This window comes from Roseovarius litoreus (genome assembly GCF_900142765.1).
In the GTDB taxonomy this organism is placed as follows: domain Bacteria; phylum Pseudomonadota; class Alphaproteobacteria; order Rhodobacterales; family Rhodobacteraceae; genus Roseovarius; species Roseovarius litoreus.
In genome coordinates this window covers 327,401-347,797 of the sequence record NZ_FRCB01000004.1, presented here as the reverse complement: position 1 = coordinate 347,797, position 20,397 = coordinate 327,401, and the positions used below count along the sequence as shown (strand labels likewise).

20 protein-coding genes are annotated in these 20,397 nt (G+C 64.6%); 6 read left to right on the top strand and 14 right to left on the bottom strand.

Annotated features, from left to right (window positions below; translation table 11 throughout):
* Positions 1-21: 21 nt before the first annotated feature.
* A complete protein-coding gene (gene bhcD, locus F3H35_RS10245; RefSeq protein WP_149779507.1) occupies positions 22-1,038 on the top strand; it encodes an iminosuccinate reductase BhcD in 1,017 nt (338 codons plus the stop codon).
* 18 nt (positions 1,039-1,056) lie between these two features.
* On the opposite strand, the gene tsaA is transcribed toward bhcD, so the two are convergent.
* Together tsaA and F3H35_RS10235 are read right to left on the bottom strand one after the other, a co-directional pair.
* Positions 1,057-1,536 carry a tRNA (N6-threonylcarbamoyladenosine(37)-N6)-methyltransferase TrmO gene (tsaA, locus tag F3H35_RS10240; RefSeq protein ID WP_007817293.1) on the bottom strand — a complete coding sequence of 160 codons (480 nt, stop codon included), beginning with the start codon at positions 1,534-1,536 and terminating at the stop codon, positions 1,057-1,059.
* A gap of 94 nt (positions 1,537-1,630) precedes the next feature.
* Positions 1,631-3,052, bottom strand: a complete 1,422-nt coding sequence (locus F3H35_RS10235; RefSeq protein WP_188129942.1) for an FAD/NAD(P)-binding protein — start codon at positions 3,050-3,052, stop codon at positions 1,631-1,633.
* 175 nt (positions 3,053-3,227) lie between these two features.
* On the opposite strand from F3H35_RS10235, the gene F3H35_RS10230 reads away from it, so the two are divergent.
* Positions 3,228-4,241 carry an NAD-dependent epimerase/dehydratase family protein gene (locus tag F3H35_RS10230; protein WP_149779505.1) on the top strand — a complete coding sequence of 338 codons (1,014 nt, stop codon included), beginning with the start codon at positions 3,228-3,230 and terminating at the stop codon, positions 4,239-4,241.
* Between the two features lie 56 nt (positions 4,242-4,297).
* Here the strand turns inward: F3H35_RS10230 and F3H35_RS10225 are convergent, their stop codons facing one another.
* The 5 genes from F3H35_RS10225 to F3H35_RS10205 form a co-directional block, all read right to left on the bottom strand.
* Complete coding sequence (locus tag F3H35_RS10225; protein WP_149779504.1) at positions 4,298-4,837, bottom strand: adenine phosphoribosyltransferase; 540 nt, start codon at positions 4,835-4,837, stop codon at positions 4,298-4,300.
* 89 nt (positions 4,838-4,926) lie between these two features.
* Positions 4,927-5,904 carry a methyltransferase domain-containing protein gene (locus tag F3H35_RS10220; protein ID WP_149779503.1) on the bottom strand — a complete coding sequence of 326 codons (978 nt, stop codon included), beginning with the start codon at positions 5,902-5,904 and terminating at the stop codon, positions 4,927-4,929.
* Positions 5,905-5,947: 43 nt separating this feature from the next.
* Entirely contained in the window at positions 5,948-6,820 is an 873-nt protein-coding gene (locus tag F3H35_RS10215; protein ID WP_149779502.1) for an S-methyl-5'-thioadenosine phosphorylase, read from the bottom strand.
* Between the two features lie 92 nt (positions 6,821-6,912).
* Complete coding sequence (locus F3H35_RS10210; protein ID WP_149779501.1) at positions 6,913-7,938, bottom strand: M48 family metalloprotease; 1,026 nt, start codon at positions 7,936-7,938, stop codon at positions 6,913-6,915.
* A 97-nt stretch (positions 7,939-8,035) separates the two neighbouring features.
* Positions 8,036-9,664 (bottom strand): AMP-binding protein, encoded by a 1,629-nt coding sequence (locus tag F3H35_RS10205; protein WP_149779500.1) that lies wholly within the window; start codon positions 9,662-9,664, stop codon positions 8,036-8,038.
* A 141-nt stretch (positions 9,665-9,805) separates the two neighbouring features.
* Between F3H35_RS10205 and F3H35_RS10200 the strand changes: the two genes are divergently transcribed.
* Complete coding sequence (locus F3H35_RS10200) at positions 9,806-10,450, top strand: sulfotransferase family 2 domain-containing protein (RefSeq protein WP_149779499.1); 645 nt, start codon at positions 9,806-9,808, stop codon at positions 10,448-10,450.
* Positions 10,451-10,523: 73 nt separating this feature from the next.
* Here the strand turns inward: F3H35_RS10200 and F3H35_RS10195 are convergent, their stop codons facing one another.
* The 7 genes from F3H35_RS10195 to F3H35_RS10165 all read right to left on the bottom strand — a co-directional run bounded on the left by F3H35_RS10195 (position 10,524) and on the right by F3H35_RS10165 (position 17,962).
* Positions 10,524-12,725: a 3-hydroxyacyl-CoA dehydrogenase NAD-binding domain-containing protein gene (locus tag F3H35_RS10195; protein ID WP_149779498.1), complete on the bottom strand. Its 2,202-nt coding sequence runs from the start codon at positions 12,723-12,725 to the stop codon at positions 10,524-10,526.
* Between the two features lie 22 nt (positions 12,726-12,747).
* Positions 12,748-13,959 (bottom strand): acetyl-CoA C-acetyltransferase, encoded by a 1,212-nt coding sequence (locus F3H35_RS10190; protein WP_149779497.1) that lies wholly within the window; start codon positions 13,957-13,959, stop codon positions 12,748-12,750.
* 15 nt (positions 13,960-13,974) lie between these two features.
* A complete protein-coding gene (locus tag F3H35_RS10185) occupies positions 13,975-14,610 on the bottom strand; it encodes a glutathione S-transferase family protein (protein ID WP_149779496.1) in 636 nt (211 codons plus the stop codon).
* 277 nt (positions 14,611-14,887) lie between these two features.
* Positions 14,888-15,100, bottom strand: a complete 213-nt coding sequence (locus tag F3H35_RS10180) for a hypothetical protein (protein ID WP_007817319.1) — start codon at positions 15,098-15,100, stop codon at positions 14,888-14,890.
* A 33-nt stretch (positions 15,101-15,133) separates the two neighbouring features.
* Entirely contained in the window at positions 15,134-16,930 is a 1,797-nt protein-coding gene (locus tag F3H35_RS10175) for an acyl-CoA dehydrogenase C-terminal domain-containing protein (RefSeq protein ID WP_149779495.1), read from the bottom strand.
* A gap of 36 nt (positions 16,931-16,966) precedes the next feature.
* Entirely contained in the window at positions 16,967-17,368 is a 402-nt protein-coding gene (locus tag F3H35_RS10170) for a MerR family transcriptional regulator (protein ID WP_149779494.1), read from the bottom strand.
* 225 nt (positions 17,369-17,593) lie between these two features.
* Entirely contained in the window at positions 17,594-17,962 is a 369-nt protein-coding gene (locus tag F3H35_RS10165; protein ID WP_149779493.1) for a MerR family transcriptional regulator, read from the bottom strand.
* Between the two features lie 136 nt (positions 17,963-18,098).
* On the opposite strand from F3H35_RS10165, the gene F3H35_RS10160 reads away from it, so the two are divergent.
* Genes F3H35_RS10160 through F3H35_RS10150 form a run of 3 tightly spaced genes read left to right on the top strand, consistent with a single transcriptional unit; the run spans position 18,099 to position 20,375 of the window.
* Entirely contained in the window at positions 18,099-18,521 is a 423-nt protein-coding gene (locus F3H35_RS10160) for a PaaI family thioesterase (protein ID WP_149779492.1), read from the top strand.
* Complete coding sequence (locus F3H35_RS10155; RefSeq protein WP_149779491.1) at positions 18,521-19,030, top strand: PaaI family thioesterase; 510 nt, start codon at positions 18,521-18,523, stop codon at positions 19,028-19,030. The genes F3H35_RS10160 and F3H35_RS10155 overlap by 1 nt, the downstream gene beginning before the upstream one ends.
* Complete coding sequence (locus F3H35_RS10150; protein ID WP_149779490.1) at positions 19,023-20,375, top strand: MATE family efflux transporter; 1,353 nt, start codon at positions 19,023-19,025, stop codon at positions 20,373-20,375. The genes F3H35_RS10155 and F3H35_RS10150 overlap by 8 nt, the downstream gene beginning before the upstream one ends.
* Positions 20,376-20,397: the final 22 nt, after the last annotated feature.

The following is a 20,397-nucleotide window of genomic DNA, read 5'->3' as shown; positions in this document are numbered from 1 at the left end:
TTGCCCCGGAAAGGAGAGGTCATGAATGACCTGAGCGCACAGGCGCCCAAGGCCGCGCAAGCCGGCAACACCGTCACCATCGTCCCCGAAGCCGAGATCGCGGGCCTCATGACCCCCGAGGCTGCCTTTGATGCGGTCGAGGCGACATTCGCGGCCATGGCGCGCGGCGATGCCTACAACTTTCCGGTGATCCGCGAGGCGATTGGCCATGCCGATGCGCTGTATGGGTTCAAGTCGGGTTTTGACCGCGAGAGCCTTGCACTTGGGCTGAAATCCGGTGGCTATTGGCCCGGCAACGAGGCGCGCGGCCTGACCAACCACCAGTCGACCGTGATCCTTTTCGACGCCGATACGGGCCGGCCGAGTGCGCTTGTCGGGGGGAACCTGCTGACGGCTTTGCGCACGGCGGCGGCCAGCGCGGTGTCGATCCGGTATCTGGCGCGGCAGGATGCCAAGGTTCTGGGCATGATCGGTGCCGGCCATCAATCGGCGTTCCAGATGCGCGCGGCTGTTCAGCAACGGTCCTTCGAAAAGGTGGTGGGCTGGAATTATCACCCCGAGATGCTGTCGCGGCTGGCGGATACCGCTGCAGAACTTGGCCTGCCCTTCGAGGCGGTGACCCTTGAGGAATTGGGCGCGCAGGCGGATGTGATCGTCACGATCACCTCGTCTTTTGCCCCGTCGCTGCTCGATGCGCATGTGCGCCCCGGCACGCATCTGGCCTGCATGGGGACCGACACCAAGGGCAAGCAGGAGGTCGAAGCGGGTTTGCTGGCCCGCGCGCGCGTCTTCACCGACGAAGTGGCGCAATCGGTCACCTTGGGTGAGGCGCAACATGCCGTGGCCGAAGGGCTGACATCGGCGGATGACATCACCCAATTGGGTGCGGTCATCAACGGCACCCATCCGGGCCGGACCTCGGATCAGGAGATCACGATGTTCGACGGCACCGGCGTCGGGCTACAGGATCTGGCAGTGGCGGCAGCGGTGGTACGGCTGGCGCGTGAACAGGGTGTGGCGTCGCAGGTGGTGCTCTGAGGCGGGTCTGACCCTGTCTCAGGTCACACCGGGTTTGTCGGGCGCCTTGGGCGTGAACTCGCAGCGGTCGGGTTTCACGTCGATCAGGGGCGTTCCGTCAAGGCAGTCAAGCCCGCGCACGATCAGGCTGCTGCCCTCCACCCGCTCCAGTGTGACGAGCGATGTGCCGATCGGGTTGGGCCGTTGCGGCGAGCGCAGCGCGAAGGTGCCGAAATAACGCTCACCATCCGATTTCGGGTTCTGCAGGATCAGGTCGCGGCGCGAGCGATCCAACCAATAGAGGATCTCGAGCCGCCCATAGGCCTCGATCCCGGTAAGCGCGCGGTCCCATGGCGCGAATATCTCGATCCGGCATTCCGGTCCGTCGCTGCGCCCTTGCCGGGGGCATTGGTCGCGCGTGGTCCAGGGCGTGTGGATGCGCCCTATGAAATATAGCGATGCGTCCGATGCATCGGGGATCTCGGCGGTTTGCTCTCCGGGGCGCAGGCGGGTCTGCATGAGGTTGCGTGTCCATATCTGATGTCGGATGGTTCTACCCTATGCGCAATCGCGCCCATGTCCATATGCGGGCGGGGTCACTCTGCCTCTCGTGTCAGTCCAGCCTGTTGGCGCGGGCCACCTCCTCGCGCAGCCCACCCAGATCGAAGAGCGGAAAGGGCGCCACGGTATCGCCCACCTCTGTCACGGTGGGTGCGAGATAGCGCATTCCCTCCGGCCCCGCACGCAGCCCCGGCCCGGTGGTCACGCCGGCCTCGTCAGGGGCAAGGCCCAGCCAACCGCGCGCCACAAGGCTTTTACTTAGCGGATCAAGGGCCAGCCGCGGGCCGGGACCGGCACAGTTGATCACCACGGGCGCATCAAGGCTTTCGGTATCTCCGTCGGCCTTGGTCACGCGAACCTGTGCCCCTAGGGGCGACGGGCGCACATCCTTGGCGCGCGCGATGATATCGGTGATCTGACCTGCCTTTGTCAGGCGCGTGTAATCGGCGATGCTGTCATGCGTGCCGCGGCGAAACCGGCGTTCCAGAGAATGCGTGACGCGCCGCCGCTCCGCCATGTCGGGCAGCAGCGCGGAGAGCCGCTCCTGTGTGAGCCAGGCTTTGAAGCCGGGGCGCAGCTCGGACATGGTCGCGCCTTCGTCGCGGCGCAGCCGGGCGATTTCGGCGTCGACGGCGTCCATCAGAGTGGCGCAAGTGTCGAAAGGTCCGGTAATCCGCGGCGTCACGGCGGGTCTGCGCGGGCGGTGCCAGATCAGCGGCTCGGGGCGCAGACCGGTGGCGGATATGACGATCATGCGGATCGCGGACTCGTCCATCACCGATTGCAGAAACCGCAGCACATCGAGCATCGCGGCATTGGCCCCCACACAGATCACCGGCTGGTCGGGGCGCAGCCGGTCGGCGATGGCGGCCTCGTTGCCATAGAGCATCGGAAAGGCGGCTGGCCCCGCATCGGCGCAAAACGCATCCATCGCAGGCGTGCCGGGGGCGAGATCCACATGGCTCGCATGCAGCGGCGCGCCATTGGCGCGGCGCACCGTGAAGCCGGATCCGTCGTGATCGAGCCCGGTGACCTCATCGTCGATGAGCGTCACCTGTACGCCGGCCGCGCGGTGCCGCTCCAGCCCGTCCCGCACAAGCCTGCTCAGGTAATCGCCAAAGATCGCCCTTGGCGCAAAAAGCGCAGCGTAGTCGCCCGCCGCGATATGATCTGCTCCGAACCCCAGCCAGTCGGGCCTTCTGCCTGCCATGCGCTCGGCCACGTCGGACCATCGCGCTTCGAGTTCTTCCGAAAAAGCAGGGAGCACCGCAGCCGAGGGGGAATTCAGCAGATAGGCATAGCGCCACGGCGCGTCCTCGGGATGGTCGCCATAGGCAAGCCCCCGGCCCAGATTGGCGGTGTCGCGGCCGATCACGGTCAGCCGGTCACCGGGTCCAAGCGGGGCCATCTCGGCGAATGCGGCGGCGCTGGCGCCGTCACCGATCACCACATGATGTCGGGAGGAAAAGGTCATTGTCCTTGTCTTGATCGTGCTCTTGGTCTTGCCGTCATCTGCGCCGCGCAGTCTGGTCGAGATCGCGGACAAAGGCCATAGGCCGCGTGCCGGTGGCGCATGCGGCTTGTGCCGTGGCGCGCCAGCCGTTATCGCTCGGGGGATCATCGGGCAATGACAGCTGGGGGCAAGCGGCATGACACGGGTTTTCATCACCGGCACGGCGGGTTTCATAGGTTTTCACCTCGCCGCCCTGTTGCTCGATGAAGGGATCGAGGTGCATGGCTTCGACGGGATGACGGATTATTACGACGTCACTCTCAAGCAGCGCCGCCATGCGATCCTGTCAGGCAAACCCGGTTTCACCGCCACGCAAGCGATGCTGGAAGACACCGCCGCGCTGGATCGTGCCGTGGATGCCTGTGCGCCGGACGTGATCGTGCATCTGGCCGCTCAGGCCGGGGTGCGCTATAGCCTTGAAAACCCGCGCGCCTATCTGGATGCCAATGTGATCGGCAGTTTCAACGTTATGGAGGCCGCGCGCCGCCATGAGGTGCGCCACCTTCTGATGGCCTCGACCAGCTCGGTCTATGGCGCCGAGACGCAGATGCCCTATGCCGAGACGATGAAGGCCGACACCCAGATGACCATCTATGCCGCGACCAAGAAGGCGAGCGAAGCGATGGCGCATGCCTATGCACATCTGTGGGGTGTGCCGACCACGATGTTCCGCTTCTTCACGGTCTATGGTCCTTGGGGACGGCCCGACATGGCCTATTTCAAGTTCACCGACGCGATCCTCAATGGCCGGCCGATCGACATCTACAATCACGGCGACATGTACCGCGACTTCACCTATGTCGACGATCTGGTGCGCGCGATCCGACTGCTGATCGACGCGGCGCCCGAGCGCCCCGCAACGCCCGCCGATATCGCCGAAGGCGACAGCCTGTCGCCGGTGGCGCCTTGGCGGGTGGTCAATATCGGCAACTCGACCAGCGTTCGGTTGCTGGATTTCGTCGAGGCGATCGAGGATGCGCTTGGCGTCAAGGCGAAGCGCAACCTGATGGAGATGCAGAAAGGCGATGTGCCGGCCACCTGGGCGGATGCGTCCTTGCTGCAGCGCCTCACCGGCTACAAGCCGCAAACCGACATGCGCGACGGGATCGCGCGCTTCGTGGCTTGGTACCGCGACTATTACGGCGTGTGACCCGCCTGCCGATCCGCGCCTTTGGTCGGTTTGGCATCAGCCCTCGGGACGATGGCTCAGGCGCCCTCGAACGCGCAAAGCGCGTGCACATCCATGCCCATCTTCTCCAGCCGTGCGCGCCCTCCAAGCTCGGGGAGGTCGATCACGAAGGCGCAGCCCATGATCTCGCCGCCCAGCCGTTCCACCAGCTTGATGCCCGCCTCGGCGGTGCCACCCGTGGCCAGAAGGTCGTCGACCAGCAGCACCTTTTCACCGGGCTGGATCGCATCGTCGTGGATTTCGACGATCGCCTCGCCGTATTCCAGCTGATACTCCTCCGAGATCACCGCGCCGGGCAGTTTTCCCTTCTTGCGGATCGGAACGAAGCCAAGCGACAGTTGATGCGCGATCGCGCCGCCCAGAATGAAACCGCGCGCCTCCAGCCCCACCACCTTGTCGATCCGCAGACCGGCATAAGGATGCAGCATCTGGTCGATCGCCATGCGAAACCCGCGCGGATCGGCAAAAAGCGTGGTCACATCGCGGAACATGATCCCCTCATGGGGGAAATCGACGATGGTGCGGATGTAATCCTTGACGGTGCGGGTCACGGGCATTGGTTGGCCTCTAGAGCAGAAAGTCTCGTTGAGGTGTTTGGCCCAAGCGGCCCGGCCATGCAAGTACGCTGTCCCGCCACTGGTCCGGCTCAGGGGGTCTTGCGGGCCCTGCGCCGATGCTTGAGGCGGATGCGCCAATTGTTCAGCCGCCCGGTGATCGCGCGCCGCAGCCCAGCCACCGGCCCCAGCCCGAACCCTGCGGCGCCAAGCCCGCGCGACATGGCGGTCAGGAGTGCCTTGCGCTGCGCATAGAACGTCTCGTCGGGGATATCCTGCGGCGTATCGGGCTTGCGCAGATGCACGAAGAATTCCAGCCCTCGGGTCTGGCTGACCTCGATCACGTCCAGCTCGATCAGCCCCAGATAGCGCAGATCGCGCAGCATCAACTCAAGGCTTTCGGGGAAGAAAACGTTGCAATGCGTGTCGCGATAGTCTCCGGGCGCCTCCCTTGAGGCGACATAATCCGCATAGGCCTGCGCAAGGTTCCGATCCGGCTCGAATCCTGACGGATCATCATAGGCCAGATTGCAGCCGGGCGTCGCCTTGCCGTCGCGCATATAGGCCGATTGGTTCGCGGCGCTGTCCATCACGGTTTCGGGGCTGGGTTGGCGCCGGTCCTCGTGATAGGCGGCCAACCAGTCCGACAGCCTTGTAGGCATCCGGAAATGATCGAAACTGGCGCGGCAATCGGGGACTGCCATGCTCAGAACGCCGCCCGGTGCCAGCGCCTCACCGGCGCCGCGCAGAAACAGGATGGGGTTGGGCAAATGCTCGAAATTATGGGACGAGACGATATAATCGAGGCTCCCCTGCAACCCCGCCTTTGCAATCACCTCGCCGAGGCGTGAGGCGTCGCCCACCAGATCCACCTCTTCGATCTCGGCGGCACGCGCGCTGTCGATCAGCGGATCGTCGCGGACCCGGTCCCGCAGCGTTTCGGTGTCGAACACGTCCATGATCAGAAGATCATGCCCCTCGCGCTTGGTCAGGATGGGGTTGAAATAGGGGGCAACCTCGATCCCCTTGCCCGAGGTCTTGGCATATTTCAGGATGAGATCGCGCTTCATCGGGGTCCCCTCATGCGCTCATGACCGCGTGGCGCCGCGTTGCTCACAGCACGCGGCCTGCGACCGCATCCAGCCGTGCAAGCAACTCGGGGTCGCGTGCGCCGGGTGCGGTCAGGATCGCATTCTCGAGCGCCCGGTCGCAGCCATGCGGGCAGGGCGCCCGCTCGGCCCCCAGCAGGGCGGGCAGGCGGCGCACCATGTCGCGGCCCTTGTCGGCATTGCCAAGCAATGTGGCGATGATCTGCGTCACGTCGACTTCACCGTGATCGGGATGCCAGCTGTCATAATCCGTGATCATCGCAACCGAGGCATAGCACAGCTCGGCTTCACGGGCGAGCTTGGCTTCGGGCATGTTGGTCATGCCGATCACATCCGCGCCCCAGACCTCGCGATACATCCGCGATTCTGCCAGCGTGCTGAATTGCGGGCCTTCCATCGCCAGATAGGTGCCACCCTCATGGACGGTGATGCCCGCATCGCGCGCCGCCGTGATGCAGGCCGCGCCAAGCCGGGGACAGGTGGGATGCGCCACGCTGACATGGCCCACGCAGCCGGTGCCGAAAAAGCTTTTCTCGCGCGCGAAGGTGCGGTCGATGAACTGATCCACGACGACGAAATCGCCCGGCGCCATCTCTTCGCGAAACGATCCGCTGGCACTGACCGCGATCACGTCGGTCACGCCGAGCCGCTTGAGCGCATCGATATTGGCGCGGTAGGGCACCGTGGTGGGCGAATGCACATGGCCCCGTCCATGGCGCGGCAGAAAGGCCATCGCCACCCCGTCCAGCCGGCCGGTCAAGATCGCATCCGACGGCGCGCCCCACGGGCTGTCGACGGTGGTCCATTCCGCGCCTTCCAGCCCGTCTATCTCATAGAGGCCCGATCCCCCGATCACCCCGATCATCGTCTGTGTCATGTCCGGTCCTCACGCCTTCGCACCATATCCCGGCCAAGGTTTAGGCCAAGCGACCCGCGATGCAAATGGCAAATCCGGCCGCAGGGCGTGCCTCAGCCGCCGCAGATGCCCTGCAGTCTCAGCCAGTCCGCGTCGCTGAGCAGCGGCTCGGGCGCGTCACCGGCAAAGGGGTCGGCCTCGATCAAAGGCAGCGTCGACTCGCCCGAGATATCAAGCGCATAGGCATAGGGCGTCGACCGCACGCGCCAGGCCCCGAACGCTTCGATCAGACTGTCAGTCTCGGGTTGTGGGCGCGGGCTCTTCAGAAGGTGCTGCGCATAGGTCTCGAGCGAGGCGGGATCGATCTGTCCTGTGGTCAGCAGCCGGAACGTGGCCCGGAACCCTGCATGGCTCAGCAGATCGTCCAGCGGATCGGTCAGTTGCGCGCGCAGCCGCTCCGCCACGATATAGCCCGCAACCACGTCAGGCTCCTCGTGATCTTCGACCAGGGTGCGATTGATGAGGATCGTGCCGCCCGGCAAATTGATCGTCGTCCTGACGCCGCTGCGCACCACGTCGAGCCGCCCCGGACCGCGCGGCGCAGGCAGCCGCCGCGCCAGACGGTTGAGCGCCGTGCGCCCTTCGGTGCTGCGGCAGGCCGGGCCGGTGATCCGCTGAAGTTGTCCCATCAGATCGCCGCCAATCTCGGCGCGCTTTACATCGGGCACCACCGTCAGCGCGTGATGCCGTGCCGCCCCCGGCAGCCAGAACACCGCCAGCGCCACCACCGCCAGAAACGACGCGCCCAACATCACCAGACGCAACCGGCCCGGATGCGGGCGGCGGCGCTCGACCGCGGCGCGGAGCTTTTCGATCGCCTCGATCATCGCTTTTTCGTCTTCGGCCAGTTCCAGCGTCTCGCCGGGGTCTCCGTCAGGATGATAGATGGCGGGCATCCGTCCCGGATTGGCCCGCTGAATCGCCGCCAGAGACCAATGCGCCAAAGGTTTTTCGCGGATGTTGCAGATGACCAGGCTCGACTCTCCGATCGACACGATGACATCACTGCGCTGATCCTCTGGTGAGGCGCGCCACAGGCCCGATGCTTCAAGCCTCTGGTATTCGCTCAGTGCGGTCATGCTGGTGTCGTGGGCCTGCTCTGCCTCTTGTCGAGCTACGATAGCATGTGCCTGCGCGCCCCGTCCATCGCCAAGCGCGCAGACCGGCGCGGCTCGCTCAAAGCTCTCGGGCCAGCTTGCGCAGCTCGAATTTCTGGATTTTCCCGGTCGATGTCTTGGGCAACTCGCGGAACTCCACGCGCTTGGGCGTCTTGAACCCCGCCAACCTGTGGCGGGCAAAGGCGATCAACTCGGCCTCCGTTGTGTCGGCGCCGTCCTTGACCTCGACAAAGGCGCAGGGCACCTCTCCCCATTTCTCATCGGGCTTGGCGACCACAGCGCAGAGCAGAACCGCCGGATGCATCATCAACACGCCCTCCACCTCGACCGAGCTGATATTCTCGCCGCCCGAGATGATGATGTCCTTTGCCCGGTCGGCGATCTGGAGATAGCCGTCGGGATGCTGGACCGCGATATCGCCCGAATGGAAATAACCGCCCCGGAACGCCTCTTCCGTGGCTTTCGGATTCTTCAGATAGCCCTTCATCACCGCATTGCCGCGGATCATGATCTCGCCCTGCGTGGTGCCGTCCATCGGGATCTGGGTCATGGTCTCGGGATCCATCGCCGTGATGTCCTCCATCATCGGCATCAAGACCCCGGTGCGGGCCTTGATCGCATAGCGGTCGTCATCGGCCAACCCGTCCCACCGGGTCTGCCAGAGACACTCGGTGACGTGACCATAGGTTTCGGTCAGTCCGTAGACCTGCGTCACCTGAAAGCCCAATGGCTCGATCGCGCGCAGGGTTGCGGCGGGCGGTGGGGCGCCCGCGGTGAACACCTCGACCACGTGATCGAAGTCGCGGCGGTCCTCGGGCTTGGCGTTGACGATGGTATTGAGCACGATGGGCGCCGCGCCGAAATGGGTGACGCCCTCGTCGGCGATCGCGTCATAGATCGCGCTGGCGGTGATGTCGCGACAGCAGATGATCGTGCCGCCGACCATCGGCATCATCCAGGTGTGGTTCCAGTTGTTGCAATGAAACAGCGGCACAATCGTCAGGTAACGCGCATGGCGCGGCATCGGCCAGCTGATCGCGGTTCCCATGGTCATGAGATACGCTCCGCGATGGTGACAGACCACGCCCTTGGGCCGCCCCGTGGTGCCCGATGTATAGTTCAGCGCAAGGCTTTCCCATTCATCCTCGGGCATGATCCACTCAAACGCCGGGTCGCCGCTCGCCAGAAGCTCTTCGTATTCCATGTAGTGCCCATGCGCATGCGCTCCGGCCTGATCGTCGGCAACCTCGATCACGGTGGGGGCCGGGCCATCCATCATGTCGATCGCTTCGGCCGCGACCGGCAGAAATTGCGGATCGACCAGCAGCACCTTTGCCCCGCCATGATCGAGGATATAGGCGATGGTGTCCGCCTCGAGCCGCGTATTGATCGTGTTCAGCACCGCGCCACAGGCCGGCACGCCGAAATGTGCCTCGGCATGGGCGGGCAGGTTGGGCAGCAGCGTGGCCACCACATCGCCGGGCGTCACCCCCAGCTTGACCAGCGCCGAGGCCAGCCACGTGCAGCGGTCGTGATACTCGGCATAGGTCTTGCGAAATCCGCGATAGACGACCGCCTCGTGATCGGGAAACAGCCGGGCCGCGCGTTGCAGATGCGACAGCGGCGTCAGTGCCACGAAATTGGCCGCGCATTTATCCAGCCCGGTCTCATCCGCCATCCAGCCCATAGCGATCCTCCCTGATTCCCCGTCCACCGCGTTCAGCGGAGGATATTGCTTTTGCCGCCGCAATCAATTTCAAATGTCAGACAATTGCATGCCCGTCGCCAAGGCTATTGTGCGCGGACCGCGCCGGGCCTAGCCTTGGGCATGATCATCTCGGGCGGGCGCAACTACATCTTCGTGCATATCCCCAAAACGGGCGGCACCTCGATGGCGCTGGCGCTCGAGGGGCGGGCCATGGCCGATGACATCCTGATCGGCGATACCCCAAAGGCGCGCAAGCGCCGCCGCCGGATTGACGGGGCGCAGGCGGCGGGGCGGCTTTGGAAACATTCGACACTGTCGGATATCGTTGGCCTTGTTGCGCCTGAGCAGATTGCGGTCGCCTTCACCTTCACCATGGTGCGCAACCCCTGGGACCGGATGGTAAGCTATTACACATGGCTGCGCCGGCAAAGCTTCGATCATCCCGCGGTGACCCTTGCAAAAAAGCTTGATTTCAGCGCGTTCCTGAACCACCCGCATACCGCTGCCTCGCTGCGTGCGGCGCCCTATGGCAGCTACATGCGCGGCGCCGATGGCAGGGAACACTGTCGCGCTTTTATCCGCCTGGAACATCTGGACGAGGATACGGCCCCTCTCTGGGCGCATCTGGGCTTCCGGCTTGACCTGCCGCACGAGAACCGTTCGGACCGCACAGCCGATTACCGGGAGGCATATAGCGACGCAGACGCCGAAACGCTGGCGCGTCTTTGCTCGGAGGACATCGCGCGGTTCGGCTACGCGTTCTGACCCCGGCCAGTGCCCCTGCGCGCCTTTCATCAATGCGCGCAGGGGGATCGGGTAGGGGGGCTGGGGCTAGGTGTCAGGCCGCCTTTGCCCCGCTGTCGAACCGCTTGTAGAAGCTCTGGTTTTTATCGGCCATCTCGCGCAGCAGCGCAGGACAGGCAAAACGCGGGCCATGCGCCGCTTCCAGCGCGTCGCAGCGCTCAGCGGCATAAGGCGTGCCGATGATGTCGAGCCAGCTGAATGGCCCGCCCGACCAAGGCGCAAAGCCCCAGCCAAGGATCGCCCCCACATCGCCTTCACGGATATCTTCCAGCACGCCGTCTTCCAGCGCACGGACCGCTTCAAGCACCTGAGCGAACATCAGACGGTGCTGCACGGTGGTGAGATCGGGCTGCTCTTCGGCCAGCGGATATTGCGCCGCCAGTCCCGGCCAATAGCCCTGCCGCTTGCCCTTGTCGTCATAGTCGAAGAACCCGGCATTGGCCTTGCGCCCCAGACGGCCCTCGCTCTCCATCCAGAAGATCACCTCATCGACCGCCGCATCGGGATAGGCATCGCCCATCGCGGCCTTTGTCGCGCGGGCGATTTTGGCGCCAAGGTCGATCGAGGTCTCGTCCACCAGTTGCAGCGGCCCCACCGGGAAGCCAAGCTGCCGCGCCGCATTGTCGATGAGCGCAGGCGCCACGCCTTCGGCCACCATGCGGATGCCCTCGTTGATATAGGGAATGATGCAGCGGTTGGCGTAGAAGAACCGCGCATCATTGACCACGATGGGCGTCTTGCGGATCTGTCGGACATAATCCAGCGCCTTGGCCACGGCCCGCTCGCCGGTTTTCGCGCCCTTGATGATTTCGACCAGATACATCTTCTCGACCGGCGAGAAGAAGTGGATCCCGATGAACTGCTCGGGCCGGTCACTGGCACGGGCCAGCTCCGAGATCGGCAAGGTCGAGGTGTTGGTGGCAAAGATGCAGTCGTCGCCCACCACCTCCAGCACCTTTCGGGTGACCTCGGCCTTGATGCCGGGATCTTCGAACACGGCTTCGATCACCAGGTCACACCCCTTCAGTGCGCTGTAATCCGTGGTGGCGGTGATCCGCTCGAGCAGGGCGGTCTTCTTGTCCTCGGTGGCCTTGCCGCGCTTGATGCCCATGTCCATGTAGTCGGCAGCATAGGCCTTGCCGCGATCCGCGGCCGCCTGCTCCTGATCGATCAGGACCACCTCGATGCCCGCCTGTGCGGATACCAATGCGATGCCCGCGCCCATCATGCCTGCGCCCATGACGCCCAGCTTCGTCACCTTCTGGTCCGCCACATCGGGTCGGTTGGCGCCTTTCTCCAGCGCCTCTTTGTTGATGAAGAGCGAGCGGATCATCGCGCCCGAGGATGGATCCATCAGCACATGGGTGAACCAGCGCGCCTCGATCTTCAGCGCCGTGTCAAAGGGCACCAGCGCACCCTCATAGACCGCGCTCAGCAGCGCCTTGGCAGCGGGAAAGGCGCCTTGAGTCTTGCCGTTGACCATGGCGCTCGCACCCACGAAGGTCATGAAACCTGCCGGATGATAGGGCTCGCCGCCGGGCATCTTGTAGCCCTTCTCGTCCCATGGCTTGACGATGTCCTTGTCGGTCGCCTCCAGCACCCAGGCCTTGGCGCGCTCCAGCAATTCCTCCGCTGGCACGACCTCGTCGATCACACCGGCCGACTTGGCCTTTTTCGGCTCGTTGAGCTTGCCCTCCAGCAACAGCGGGGCTGCGGCCATGGCACCCATCTTGCGCACCAGCCGCGTCGTACCGCCGGCCCCTGGGAAGATGCCCACCATGATCTCGGGCAGGCCGATCTTGGCCTTGGGATTGTCGGCGGCAAAGATCCGGTGGCAGGCCAGCGGAATCTCCAGCCCGATGCCAAGCGCCGTGCCGGGGAGCGCCGCGGCAATGGGCTTGCCGCCCTTGTTGCGCTCGTCCATGCCGGCGCGCTCGATCTTGCGCAGGATGGCGTGCATCCCCATCAGCCCTTCGAACAGACCCTTGGCCGGATCATCGCCCGCCATGTCCTTCATCTTGGCGATCACGTTGAGGTCCATGCCCCCGGCAAAGGATCCCTCCTTGCCCGAGGTCAGGACGATCCCCTTGACCGCCTCATCCGCCAGCGCATCGTCGATCAGCTGCTCCAGCAGCGGCCAGGCCTCCATCGACATCACGTTCATCGATTTTCCGGGCACGTCCCAGGTGATCACGGCAACGCCATCGGCGCCTTTTTCCATCGTGAAATCAGTCATCTGTCAGTCTCCTGTCGGTCGCTCAGACGCGTTCGATGATCGTCGCCGCACCCATGCCGGATGCGATGCACAACGTGGCAAGCCCCACTTCTCGGTCGCTGCGCTCCAGCTCGTCCAGCAGCGTGCCGATGATGATCGCCCCGGTCGCGCCAAGCGGATGGCCCATCGCGATCGAGCCGCCATTCACATTGACCACATCCGGGTCCACATCGAAGGCCTGCATGAAGCGCAGCACGACCGAGGCAAACGCCTCGTTCACCTCGAAAAGGTCGATATCCCCGATCGTCATGCCGCTGTCGCGCAGCGCCTTTTCGGTGGCCGGCACCGGACCCGTCAGCATGATCGTCGGATCGGTGCCGATCTTGGTGGTCTGGCGGATGCGGGCGCGCGGCTTGAGGCCCCATTTTTCGCCAAACGCTTTCGAGCCCACCAGAACGCCTGCCGCACCATCAACGATGCCCGAAGAATTGCCGGCATGGTGGATATGCTCGATCCGCTCGAGATGCGGGTATTTCAGCTTGGCTACGGCGTCGAACCCCGGCATGCCCTCGCCCATCTCCTTGAAGCTGGGCTTGAGCGCCCCAAGCGCCTGCATGTCGGTGCCGGGCCGCATGTACTCGTCCCGATCAAGGATCGTGAGCCCGTTCTGGTCCTTCACCTCGAGGATCGAGCGCGCGAACCGCCCGTCGGCCCAGGCGGCCGCGGCGCGGTTCTGGCTTTCCACCGCCAGGGCATCCGCCTGATCTCGGGTGAAGCCATATTCCGTGGCGATGATATCGGCGCTGATACCCTGCGGGACGAAATAGCTGTCCATCGCCACGCTGGGGTCGACCGCGATGGCCGCGCCATCGCTGCCCATGGCCACGCGACCCATCATCTCGACGCCGCCCGCGATATAGGCCTCGCCCGCGCCGCCCCTGACCTGGTTGGCGGCAAGGTTCACCGCCTCCATGCCCGAGGCGCAGAACCGGTTGATCGCCAGCCCCGGGATCGCCTCGTCCAGATCCGAGGCCAGAACGGCGGTGCGCGCAAGGCAGCCGCCCTGCTCCTTGACCTGGGTGACATTGCCCCAGATCACGTCCTCCACGGCATGGCCCTCCAGCCCGTTACGGTCCTTCAGCGCGTTCAGAACCAGCGCCGAGAGGCGCACGCTGGTCACCTCGTGCAGCGCGCCATCCTTGCGGCCCTTGCCCCGTGGCGTGCGCACCGTGTCGTAGATATAGGCGTCGATCATGATGGTCTCCTTGAATCAGGCCCGATCAGCCGGCGAGCCGGGCATCAGGTCATAGGGGTGTTTCCAACCGGGCAGAGCTTCGACATTGGAAAGCCAGCGGTCGATATTGGGCCAGTCCGCGCGCTCAAAGCCGAACGGCTCGGGATAGAACAGATATCCGCAGCAACACAGATCGGCATGGCTCAGGCCATGGCCCACGATCCAGTCGCGCCCTTCCAGATGCGCATCGAGCACCCCGTAGGCGGCTTTGAGCCGGCCCTGCAAAAACGGGATAACCCCTTCGGGGCGCTTGGCTTCGGGCAGAAAATTCATCAAGAAGCGCGTCATCCCCGCCTGACTGCTGAGCTTGTGATTGTCCCAGAACATCCAGCGCATCACCTCGCGCGCCTCCTCAGGGGTGGCACCTCCGAACCGGCCCGTCTTTTCCGTGACATACATCTGCATGACCCCAGATTGCGTCAAGGTCACGCCATCCTCCACAAGCACCGGCACCTCGCCCATCGGATTGAGCTTGCGAAACGCCTCGCCCCGGGTCTCGCCGCCGAAAAAATCCACGTATACCGGTTCCCAGTCGAGTCCCGCCAACTCCAGCGCCAGCGCCGCCTTGTAGGCGTTGCCGCTTTCTCCGAAACAGTAAAGCCGAATGGTCATGCCGTCTTTCCTTTGGCTGTCGGCGCGGTGGGGGTTTTGCACCCCCACACCCCCGCAGAGTATTTTTCGAACGATGAAAGGGGCATCTCGACATCAGGCCTCACCCCAGGACCGAAAGCGCGCCGCGGACCCGAGCCAAGGGCCGAAGCCCCTGCGCTTTCATCGTTCCCGAAATACTCCCGCCGGAGGCATCTGTCATTCGCCACCGGCGGATGCGTTCGAGAGATGAGAACGCCCTCGAGATGCGCGCTCTGGTCTGGCATTGGGGCATCTCCCTTCAGCGTTTGCGCGCGTCAAGCTCGGAATTGAACAGGCGCAGACGATGGGTGAAACTGTCCTCGTCGATCACGCTGTCGAAATTCTCGAACAGAAACGACAGCGCCTCGCCCTCGTCCAGCCCGGCCTCGGACGCGAAGCGGCGCAGGCGGCGATAGCCATCCTCGGTCATCGCCGCATTGAAGCGGCGTGTCAGCCGGAAGCGTTTCGGCATGGCTCTCCTCCTGTCGCGCGACGCGGCCCGGTCTCAGCCGGCGGCGCTTGCGAATTGTTCCGGCGCCAGCGCCATCACCGTGTCGCCGCCGGCCTCGATGCGGGCCAGATGTGTGGCGGTCATCGGCAGGTGCCGCGTCATGTAGTGCCGCCCCGTAGCGATCTTTGCCTCGTGGAAGGCGGTATCTGTCGTCCCGCTGTCAAGGGCCTTTCGGGCGGCGCGTGCCATCCGCGCCCACATCAGCCCAAGGCAGACATGGCCGAAGAGATGCATGAAATCATAGCTGCCCGACAGGGCATTGTTCGGATTTTTCATGCCGTTTTGCATGAAATACATGCCCGCCGCCTGCAGGTCCTTGCTGGCGGCCTTCAGCGGGTCGAGGAACTGCGCGTCGAAGGCGGGATCCTGGCCTGAATTCTCCTTGATGTAGCCCTTGATCATCTCGAAGAAGGCCATGATCGCCTTGCCGCCGTTCTGCGCCAGCTTGCGGCCGACCAGGTCCAGCGCCTGGATGCCGTTGGTGCCCTCATAGATCATGGTGATCCTTGCATCGCGCACGAATTGCTCCAGCCCCCATTCGCGGGTGAAGCCCGATCCGCCAAGCGTCTGCTGCGCCAGAACCGTCGTCTCGAAGCCCTTGTCGGTCAGGAAGCCCTTGATCACCGGTGTCATCAGCGACACCATCTGCTCGGCTTGCGCATCGCCTGCACGGTGGCCTGCATCCAGCAGTGACGCCCCCCAGAATGTGAAGGCCCGCGCGCCTTCGACAAAGGCTTTCTGATCCATCAGGTTGCGCCGCACATCCGGGTGCACGATGATCGGATCGGCGGGCTTGTCGGGCGCCTGCGTGCCGGTTACGTCGCGCCCCTGCAGACGGTCCAGCGCAAAGCCGAGCGCGTTCTGATAAGCGACCTCGCCCTGGGCATAGCCTTGCAGCCCCACGCCAAGCCGCGCCTCGTTCATCATGGTGAACATCGCGCGCATGCCCTTGTGCGGCTCGCCCACCAGAAAGCCTGTGGCGCCGTCGTAATTCATCACGCAGGTGGCATTGCCGTGAATGCCCATCTTCTGTTCCAGACCGCCGCAGGACAGCGCGTTGCGCGCGCCAAGGCTGCCATCCTCGTTCACCAGGAATTTCGGCACGATGAACAGGGAAATGCCCTTGGTCCCCTCGGGCGCATCCGGCAGCTTGGCCAGCACCAGATGGATGATGTTCTCGCACATGTCGTGCTCGCCCGCCGAGATCCAGATCTTCTGCCCGCTGATCCTGTAGGTGCCATCCTCCGCAGGTTCGGCCTTCGTGCGGATCAGCCCCAGATCGGTGCCGCAATGCGGCTCGGTCAGGTTCATCGTGCCGCCCCATTCGCAGGTGACCATCTTGGGCAGATATGTGCGCTTCTGCGCCTCGCTGCCATGGGCTTGGATCGTATTGTAGGCGCCATGGGTCAGGCCGGGATACATGTTGAACGCCATGTTGGCCGAAGAAAACATCTCGCCCACCGCCGTCGAGATCAGATAGGGCAGCCCCTGTCCGCCATACTCTGGGTCGCAATCGAGCGCGGTCCAGCCACCCTCGCGCAGCGTGTCGAAGGCCTCCTTGAACCCGTCAGGCGTGCGCACCACGCCATTCTCCAGCGTGCATCCCTGCCGGTCGCCCACCACGTTCAGCGGCGCCAGCACGTCCGAGGCGATCTTGCCCGCCTCTTCCAGCACGGCGGCAGTGAAATCGCGGTCCAGCTCGTCATAGCCGGGCACCTGCATGGCCGAGACTTCGAGCACATCGTGCAGGATGAACTGCATGTCCTTGGTGGGCGGGGTGTAGGTGGGCATGGCTCTCTCCCTTGGCACTTTGGTATCGGGGCCGCGTTACTCGGCGGCGTTTTTCGATTGGCGTATCGAGGCGATCATTTTCTCGCCCCACCGCATCTGGTCCTGCAGGTCGTCGATCGCGGCGGTCAGCTCGTCGCGCTGGCGCTCCAGCTCCACCAGCCGCTCCTGCGCGATCTCGTAGGACCGGGTCAGCTGTGTCAGCTGCTGGTCGCCCTTGTCGTAAAGATCCAGAAGCTGCCGGATCTCCTCGAGCTGGAAGCCGAAGCGCTTGCCGCGCAGGATCAGCTTGAGCCGGGCGCGGTCACGCTTGGTGAACAGCCGCTTTTGCCCCTCGCGGCGGGGAAACAACAGCTCCTTGGCCTCGTAAAACCTCAAGGTGCGGGGTGTGACGTCGAACGCGTCGCACATCTGCCGGATTGTCATTGTCTGTTCGGTCATCATCCTGAATGTCCAAATTTTGTGTCTTCCGACGAATTGGACCGTCACGGCTATCGTTACAACAGCTCATAAAGGTGACGTAAGAACTACGTCACGTCACTTTCAAGTTGACGTAAGATCATGCAAGGTAATGCTGCGCCCAGTGTAATTTCCTTGCGGTGCAGCCGCCGCCTTGCGCCCATGGACTGTCGGTAACCTCGGCATATCGGACCGGATCAGACCGGATCAGATGAGGCTCGCCTTGGTCTCGTCGCGCAGCGCGCGCAATTCGTTCATCGTGTCGTCCAGCTGGGCCTTCTGCTCGGCCAGTTCGGCCAGTTGCCGATCGGCCAGCTCGACCCAGGCGCGCATCTGCGCCTCGGTGCCCTCATGCTCGTAGATCAGCAGCCATTGCCGAATTTCCTCGAGCGCGAAGCCGAATTTGCGGCCGCGCAGGATGAGAGTCATCCGGGCCACCTCGCGGGGGCCATAGAAGCGTGACCGCCCGTCTCGTTCGGGAAAGATCAGCTCGATATATTCGTAATAGCGAAGCGTGCGCGGCGTTACATCGAACATCGCGCACATTTCCTTGAACGACAGGCGTTTGTCTGACATCGGCGACGTCTCCCTACGATCGAAATTAATGCCAAGCGCGCGCAAGGGCAACCACCCCACTTGCAGCGCCCGCGCGTTCAGGCCCATAAAGGGCGCGACCGGCAAAGAACGGGTACAACACGGGCACAGCAACCGCATGAGCGTGGACAAGACCAAGATCGCCGAGCAGTTCATCACCGCGATCCCGCATTCCCGGGCCCTCGGGATGGAGCTGACCTCGATCGGCGAAGGCACCGCCGAGATCGTCATGGCTTATGACGAGCGTTTCATCGGCGACCCGGAAACCGGGGTGATCCATGGCGGCGCGGTGTCGGCGCTGATGGACACCTGCTGCGGCGCCGCCGCGATGAGCCATCCCCGCAATCCCGGCTCCACCGCCACGATCGACCTGCGCATCGACTACATGCGCCCCGCCACCCCGGGCCAGCGGATCCGTGCGCAGGCCGAATGCTTCCACATCACCCGCTCCGTGGCCTTCGTGCGCGCCCGTGCGATGGATGACGACGCCGACCGCCCCGTCGCCACCGCCACCGGCACCTTCACGGTCGAGTCTTCCTGATGGCGCGCTCCCGTCCCGAACCTGTTCAGGTGGTCAAGCAGCGCCGCGACGCGGCCCTCGGGGCTTTGGTGCGTGGTGTGCCCTATATCGGCTTTCTCGGAATCACCTTCGACCGGCGCGGCGATGAGTTGACCGCGATCATGCCCTTTGAGGACAAGCTGATCGGCAACCCGTTGCTGCCGGCCCTGCATGGCGGCGCCACCGCCGCCTTTCTCGAGGTCACGGCAATCATCGGCCTGAGCTGGTCGATGCTCTGGGACGAGATCGAAAGCGGCCGGCTCGATCCCGACGATCTGGCCCGTGGTCGGCTGCCGAGCCTGCCCAAGACGATCGGTTTCACTGTCGACTATCTGCGCTCGGGCCTGCCGCGCGATGCCTATGCGCGCGCGCAAGTGACGCGCTCGGGACGGCGGTACGCCTCGGTGCATGTCGAGGCATGGCAGGACAATCGCGCGCGGCCCTTCGCTCAGGCTTCCGGCCATTTCCTGATGCCGCCGCGCGATGGCTGACATTGTCCCGGCGGCCGGCCCGGGGGCTGCGGCGATCACCCATGCGCGTGTCCTGAAAATCGCCATTCCCATCGTTCTGGCCAATATCACCGTGCCGATCCTCGGCGCGGTGGATACCGCGGTGGTGGGCCAGATGGGCCTTGCCGCGCCGATCGGCGCGGTCGGGCTCGGCGCGGTGATCCTCTCGGCGCTCTACTGGGTGTTCGGCTTTCTGCGCATGGGCACCACGGGCCTGACCAGTCAGGCCCATGGCGCCGGACGCCGGGGCGAGGTGGCGGCGCTGCTCACCCGTGCGCTGATGGTGGCAGGGATCGCCGGGGTGGCGGTGATCGCGCTGCAGGTGCCCCTGTTTCACGCGGCCTTCCTGCTCGCGCCCGCCAGCCCCGAGGTCGAGGCGCTCGCCCATGACTACCTTTCGATCCGCATCTGGAGCGCACCCGCCATCATCGCGCTCTATGGCGTGACCGGCTGGCTGATCGCGCTTGAGCGCACGCGCGCAGTGCTGATCATCCAGGTGGCGATGAACGGCATCAATATCGGCCTCGATCTGTGGTTCGTCCTGGGCCTCGGCTGGGGCGTCAAGGGCGTGGCGCTGGCCACGTTCCTTGCCGAATGGGGCGGGCTGGCCCTGGCGCTCTGGCTCTGCCGCGATGCCTTCGCGGTGTCGGCCTGGCGCGACTGGCCGCGGGTCTTCGACGGCCCGGCCCTGCGCCGCATGGCTCAGGTCAATACGGACATCCTGCTGCGCTCGCTCATGCTCCAGGGCATCTTCGTGTCGTTCCTCTTTCTCGGTGCGGGCCTCGGCGATGTGACGCTCGCCGCCAACCAGGTGCTGATGCAGTTCCTGCACATCACCGCCTATGCGCTGGACGGCTTCGCCTTCGCCGCCGAGGCCCTGGTGGGTCAGGCCATGGGCCGCCATGACCCCGCCCGCCTGCGCCGTGCGGCACTCATCTCCAGCCAATGGGGCGTGGTCGCGGTGATCGGCCTTTCGCTCAGCTTCGCTCTGCTCGGTCCTGCGATCATCGATCTGATGGCGCGCAACGCGGCGGTGCAGGACACCGCCCGGCTCTATCTGCCCTGGATGGTGGCCGCACCCCTGTTCGGGCTGGCCTCCTACATGCTCGACGGTATCTTCATCGGCGCCACCCGTACCCGCGACATGCGCAACATGATGGCTCTCAGCCTTGCCGTTTACGTGCTGGCGGCCTCTCTCCTGCTGCCCGCCCATGGCAATCACGGCCTCTGGGCCGCATTGCTCATCAGCTTTCTGGCGCGCGCCCTGTCCCTCGGTCTGCGCTACCCGGCGCTCGAACGCGCCGCGCATCCGCCCGGCTCGTCCTGATTTCTTCTGGCCCCAAATATCC

Coding starts and splice junctions, on each gene's coding strand:
- F3H35_RS10170 (WP_149779494.1), bottom strand. CDS start 17,368: ATGACCGAACAGACAATGACAATCCGGCAGATGTGCGACGCGTTCGAC.
- F3H35_RS10180 (WP_007817319.1), bottom strand. CDS start 15,100: ATGCCGAAACGCTTCCGGCTGACACGCCGCTTCAATGCGGCGATGACC.
- F3H35_RS10185 (WP_149779496.1), bottom strand. CDS start 14,610: ATGACCATTCGGCTTTACTGTTTCGGAGAAAGCGGCAACGCCTACAAG.
- F3H35_RS10150 (WP_149779490.1), top strand. CDS start 19,023: ATGGCTGACATTGTCCCGGCGGCCGGCCCGGGGGCTGCGGCGATCACC.
- F3H35_RS10175 (WP_149779495.1), bottom strand. CDS start 16,930: ATGCCCACCTACACCCCGCCCACCAAGGACATGCAGTTCATCCTGCAC.
- F3H35_RS10205 (WP_149779500.1), bottom strand. CDS start 9,664: ATGGGCTGGATGGCGGATGAGACCGGGCTGGATAAATGCGCGGCCAAT.
- tsaA (WP_007817293.1), bottom strand. CDS start 1,536: ATGCAGACCCGCCTGCGCCCCGGAGAGCAAACCGCCGAGATCCCCGAT.
- F3H35_RS10215 (WP_149779502.1), bottom strand. CDS start 6,820: ATGACACAGACGATGATCGGGGTGATCGGGGGATCGGGCCTCTATGAG.
- F3H35_RS10235 (WP_188129942.1), bottom strand. CDS start 3,052: ATGACCTTTTCCTCCCGACATCATGTGGTGATCGGTGACGGCGCCAGC.
- F3H35_RS10160 (WP_149779492.1), top strand. CDS start 18,099: ATGAGCGTGGACAAGACCAAGATCGCCGAGCAGTTCATCACCGCGATC.
- F3H35_RS10155 (WP_149779491.1), top strand. CDS start 18,521: ATGGCGCGCTCCCGTCCCGAACCTGTTCAGGTGGTCAAGCAGCGCCGC.
- F3H35_RS10230 (WP_149779505.1), top strand. CDS start 3,228: ATGACACGGGTTTTCATCACCGGCACGGCGGGTTTCATAGGTTTTCAC.
- F3H35_RS10165 (WP_149779493.1), bottom strand. CDS start 17,962: ATGTCAGACAAACGCCTGTCGTTCAAGGAAATGTGCGCGATGTTCGAT.
- F3H35_RS10195 (WP_149779498.1), bottom strand. CDS start 12,725: ATGACTGATTTCACGATGGAAAAAGGCGCCGATGGCGTTGCCGTGATC.
- F3H35_RS10210 (WP_149779501.1), bottom strand. CDS start 7,938: ATGACCGCACTGAGCGAATACCAGAGGCTTGAAGCATCGGGCCTGTGG.
- F3H35_RS10220 (WP_149779503.1), bottom strand. CDS start 5,904: ATGAAGCGCGATCTCATCCTGAAATATGCCAAGACCTCGGGCAAGGGG.
- F3H35_RS10200 (WP_149779499.1), top strand. CDS start 9,806: ATGATCATCTCGGGCGGGCGCAACTACATCTTCGTGCATATCCCCAAA.
- F3H35_RS10225 (WP_149779504.1), bottom strand. CDS start 4,837: ATGCCCGTGACCCGCACCGTCAAGGATTACATCCGCACCATCGTCGAT.
- bhcD (WP_149779507.1), top strand. CDS start 22: ATGAATGACCTGAGCGCACAGGCGCCCAAGGCCGCGCAAGCCGGCAAC.
- F3H35_RS10190 (WP_149779497.1), bottom strand. CDS start 13,959: ATGATCGACGCCTATATCTACGACACGGTGCGCACGCCACGGGGCAAG.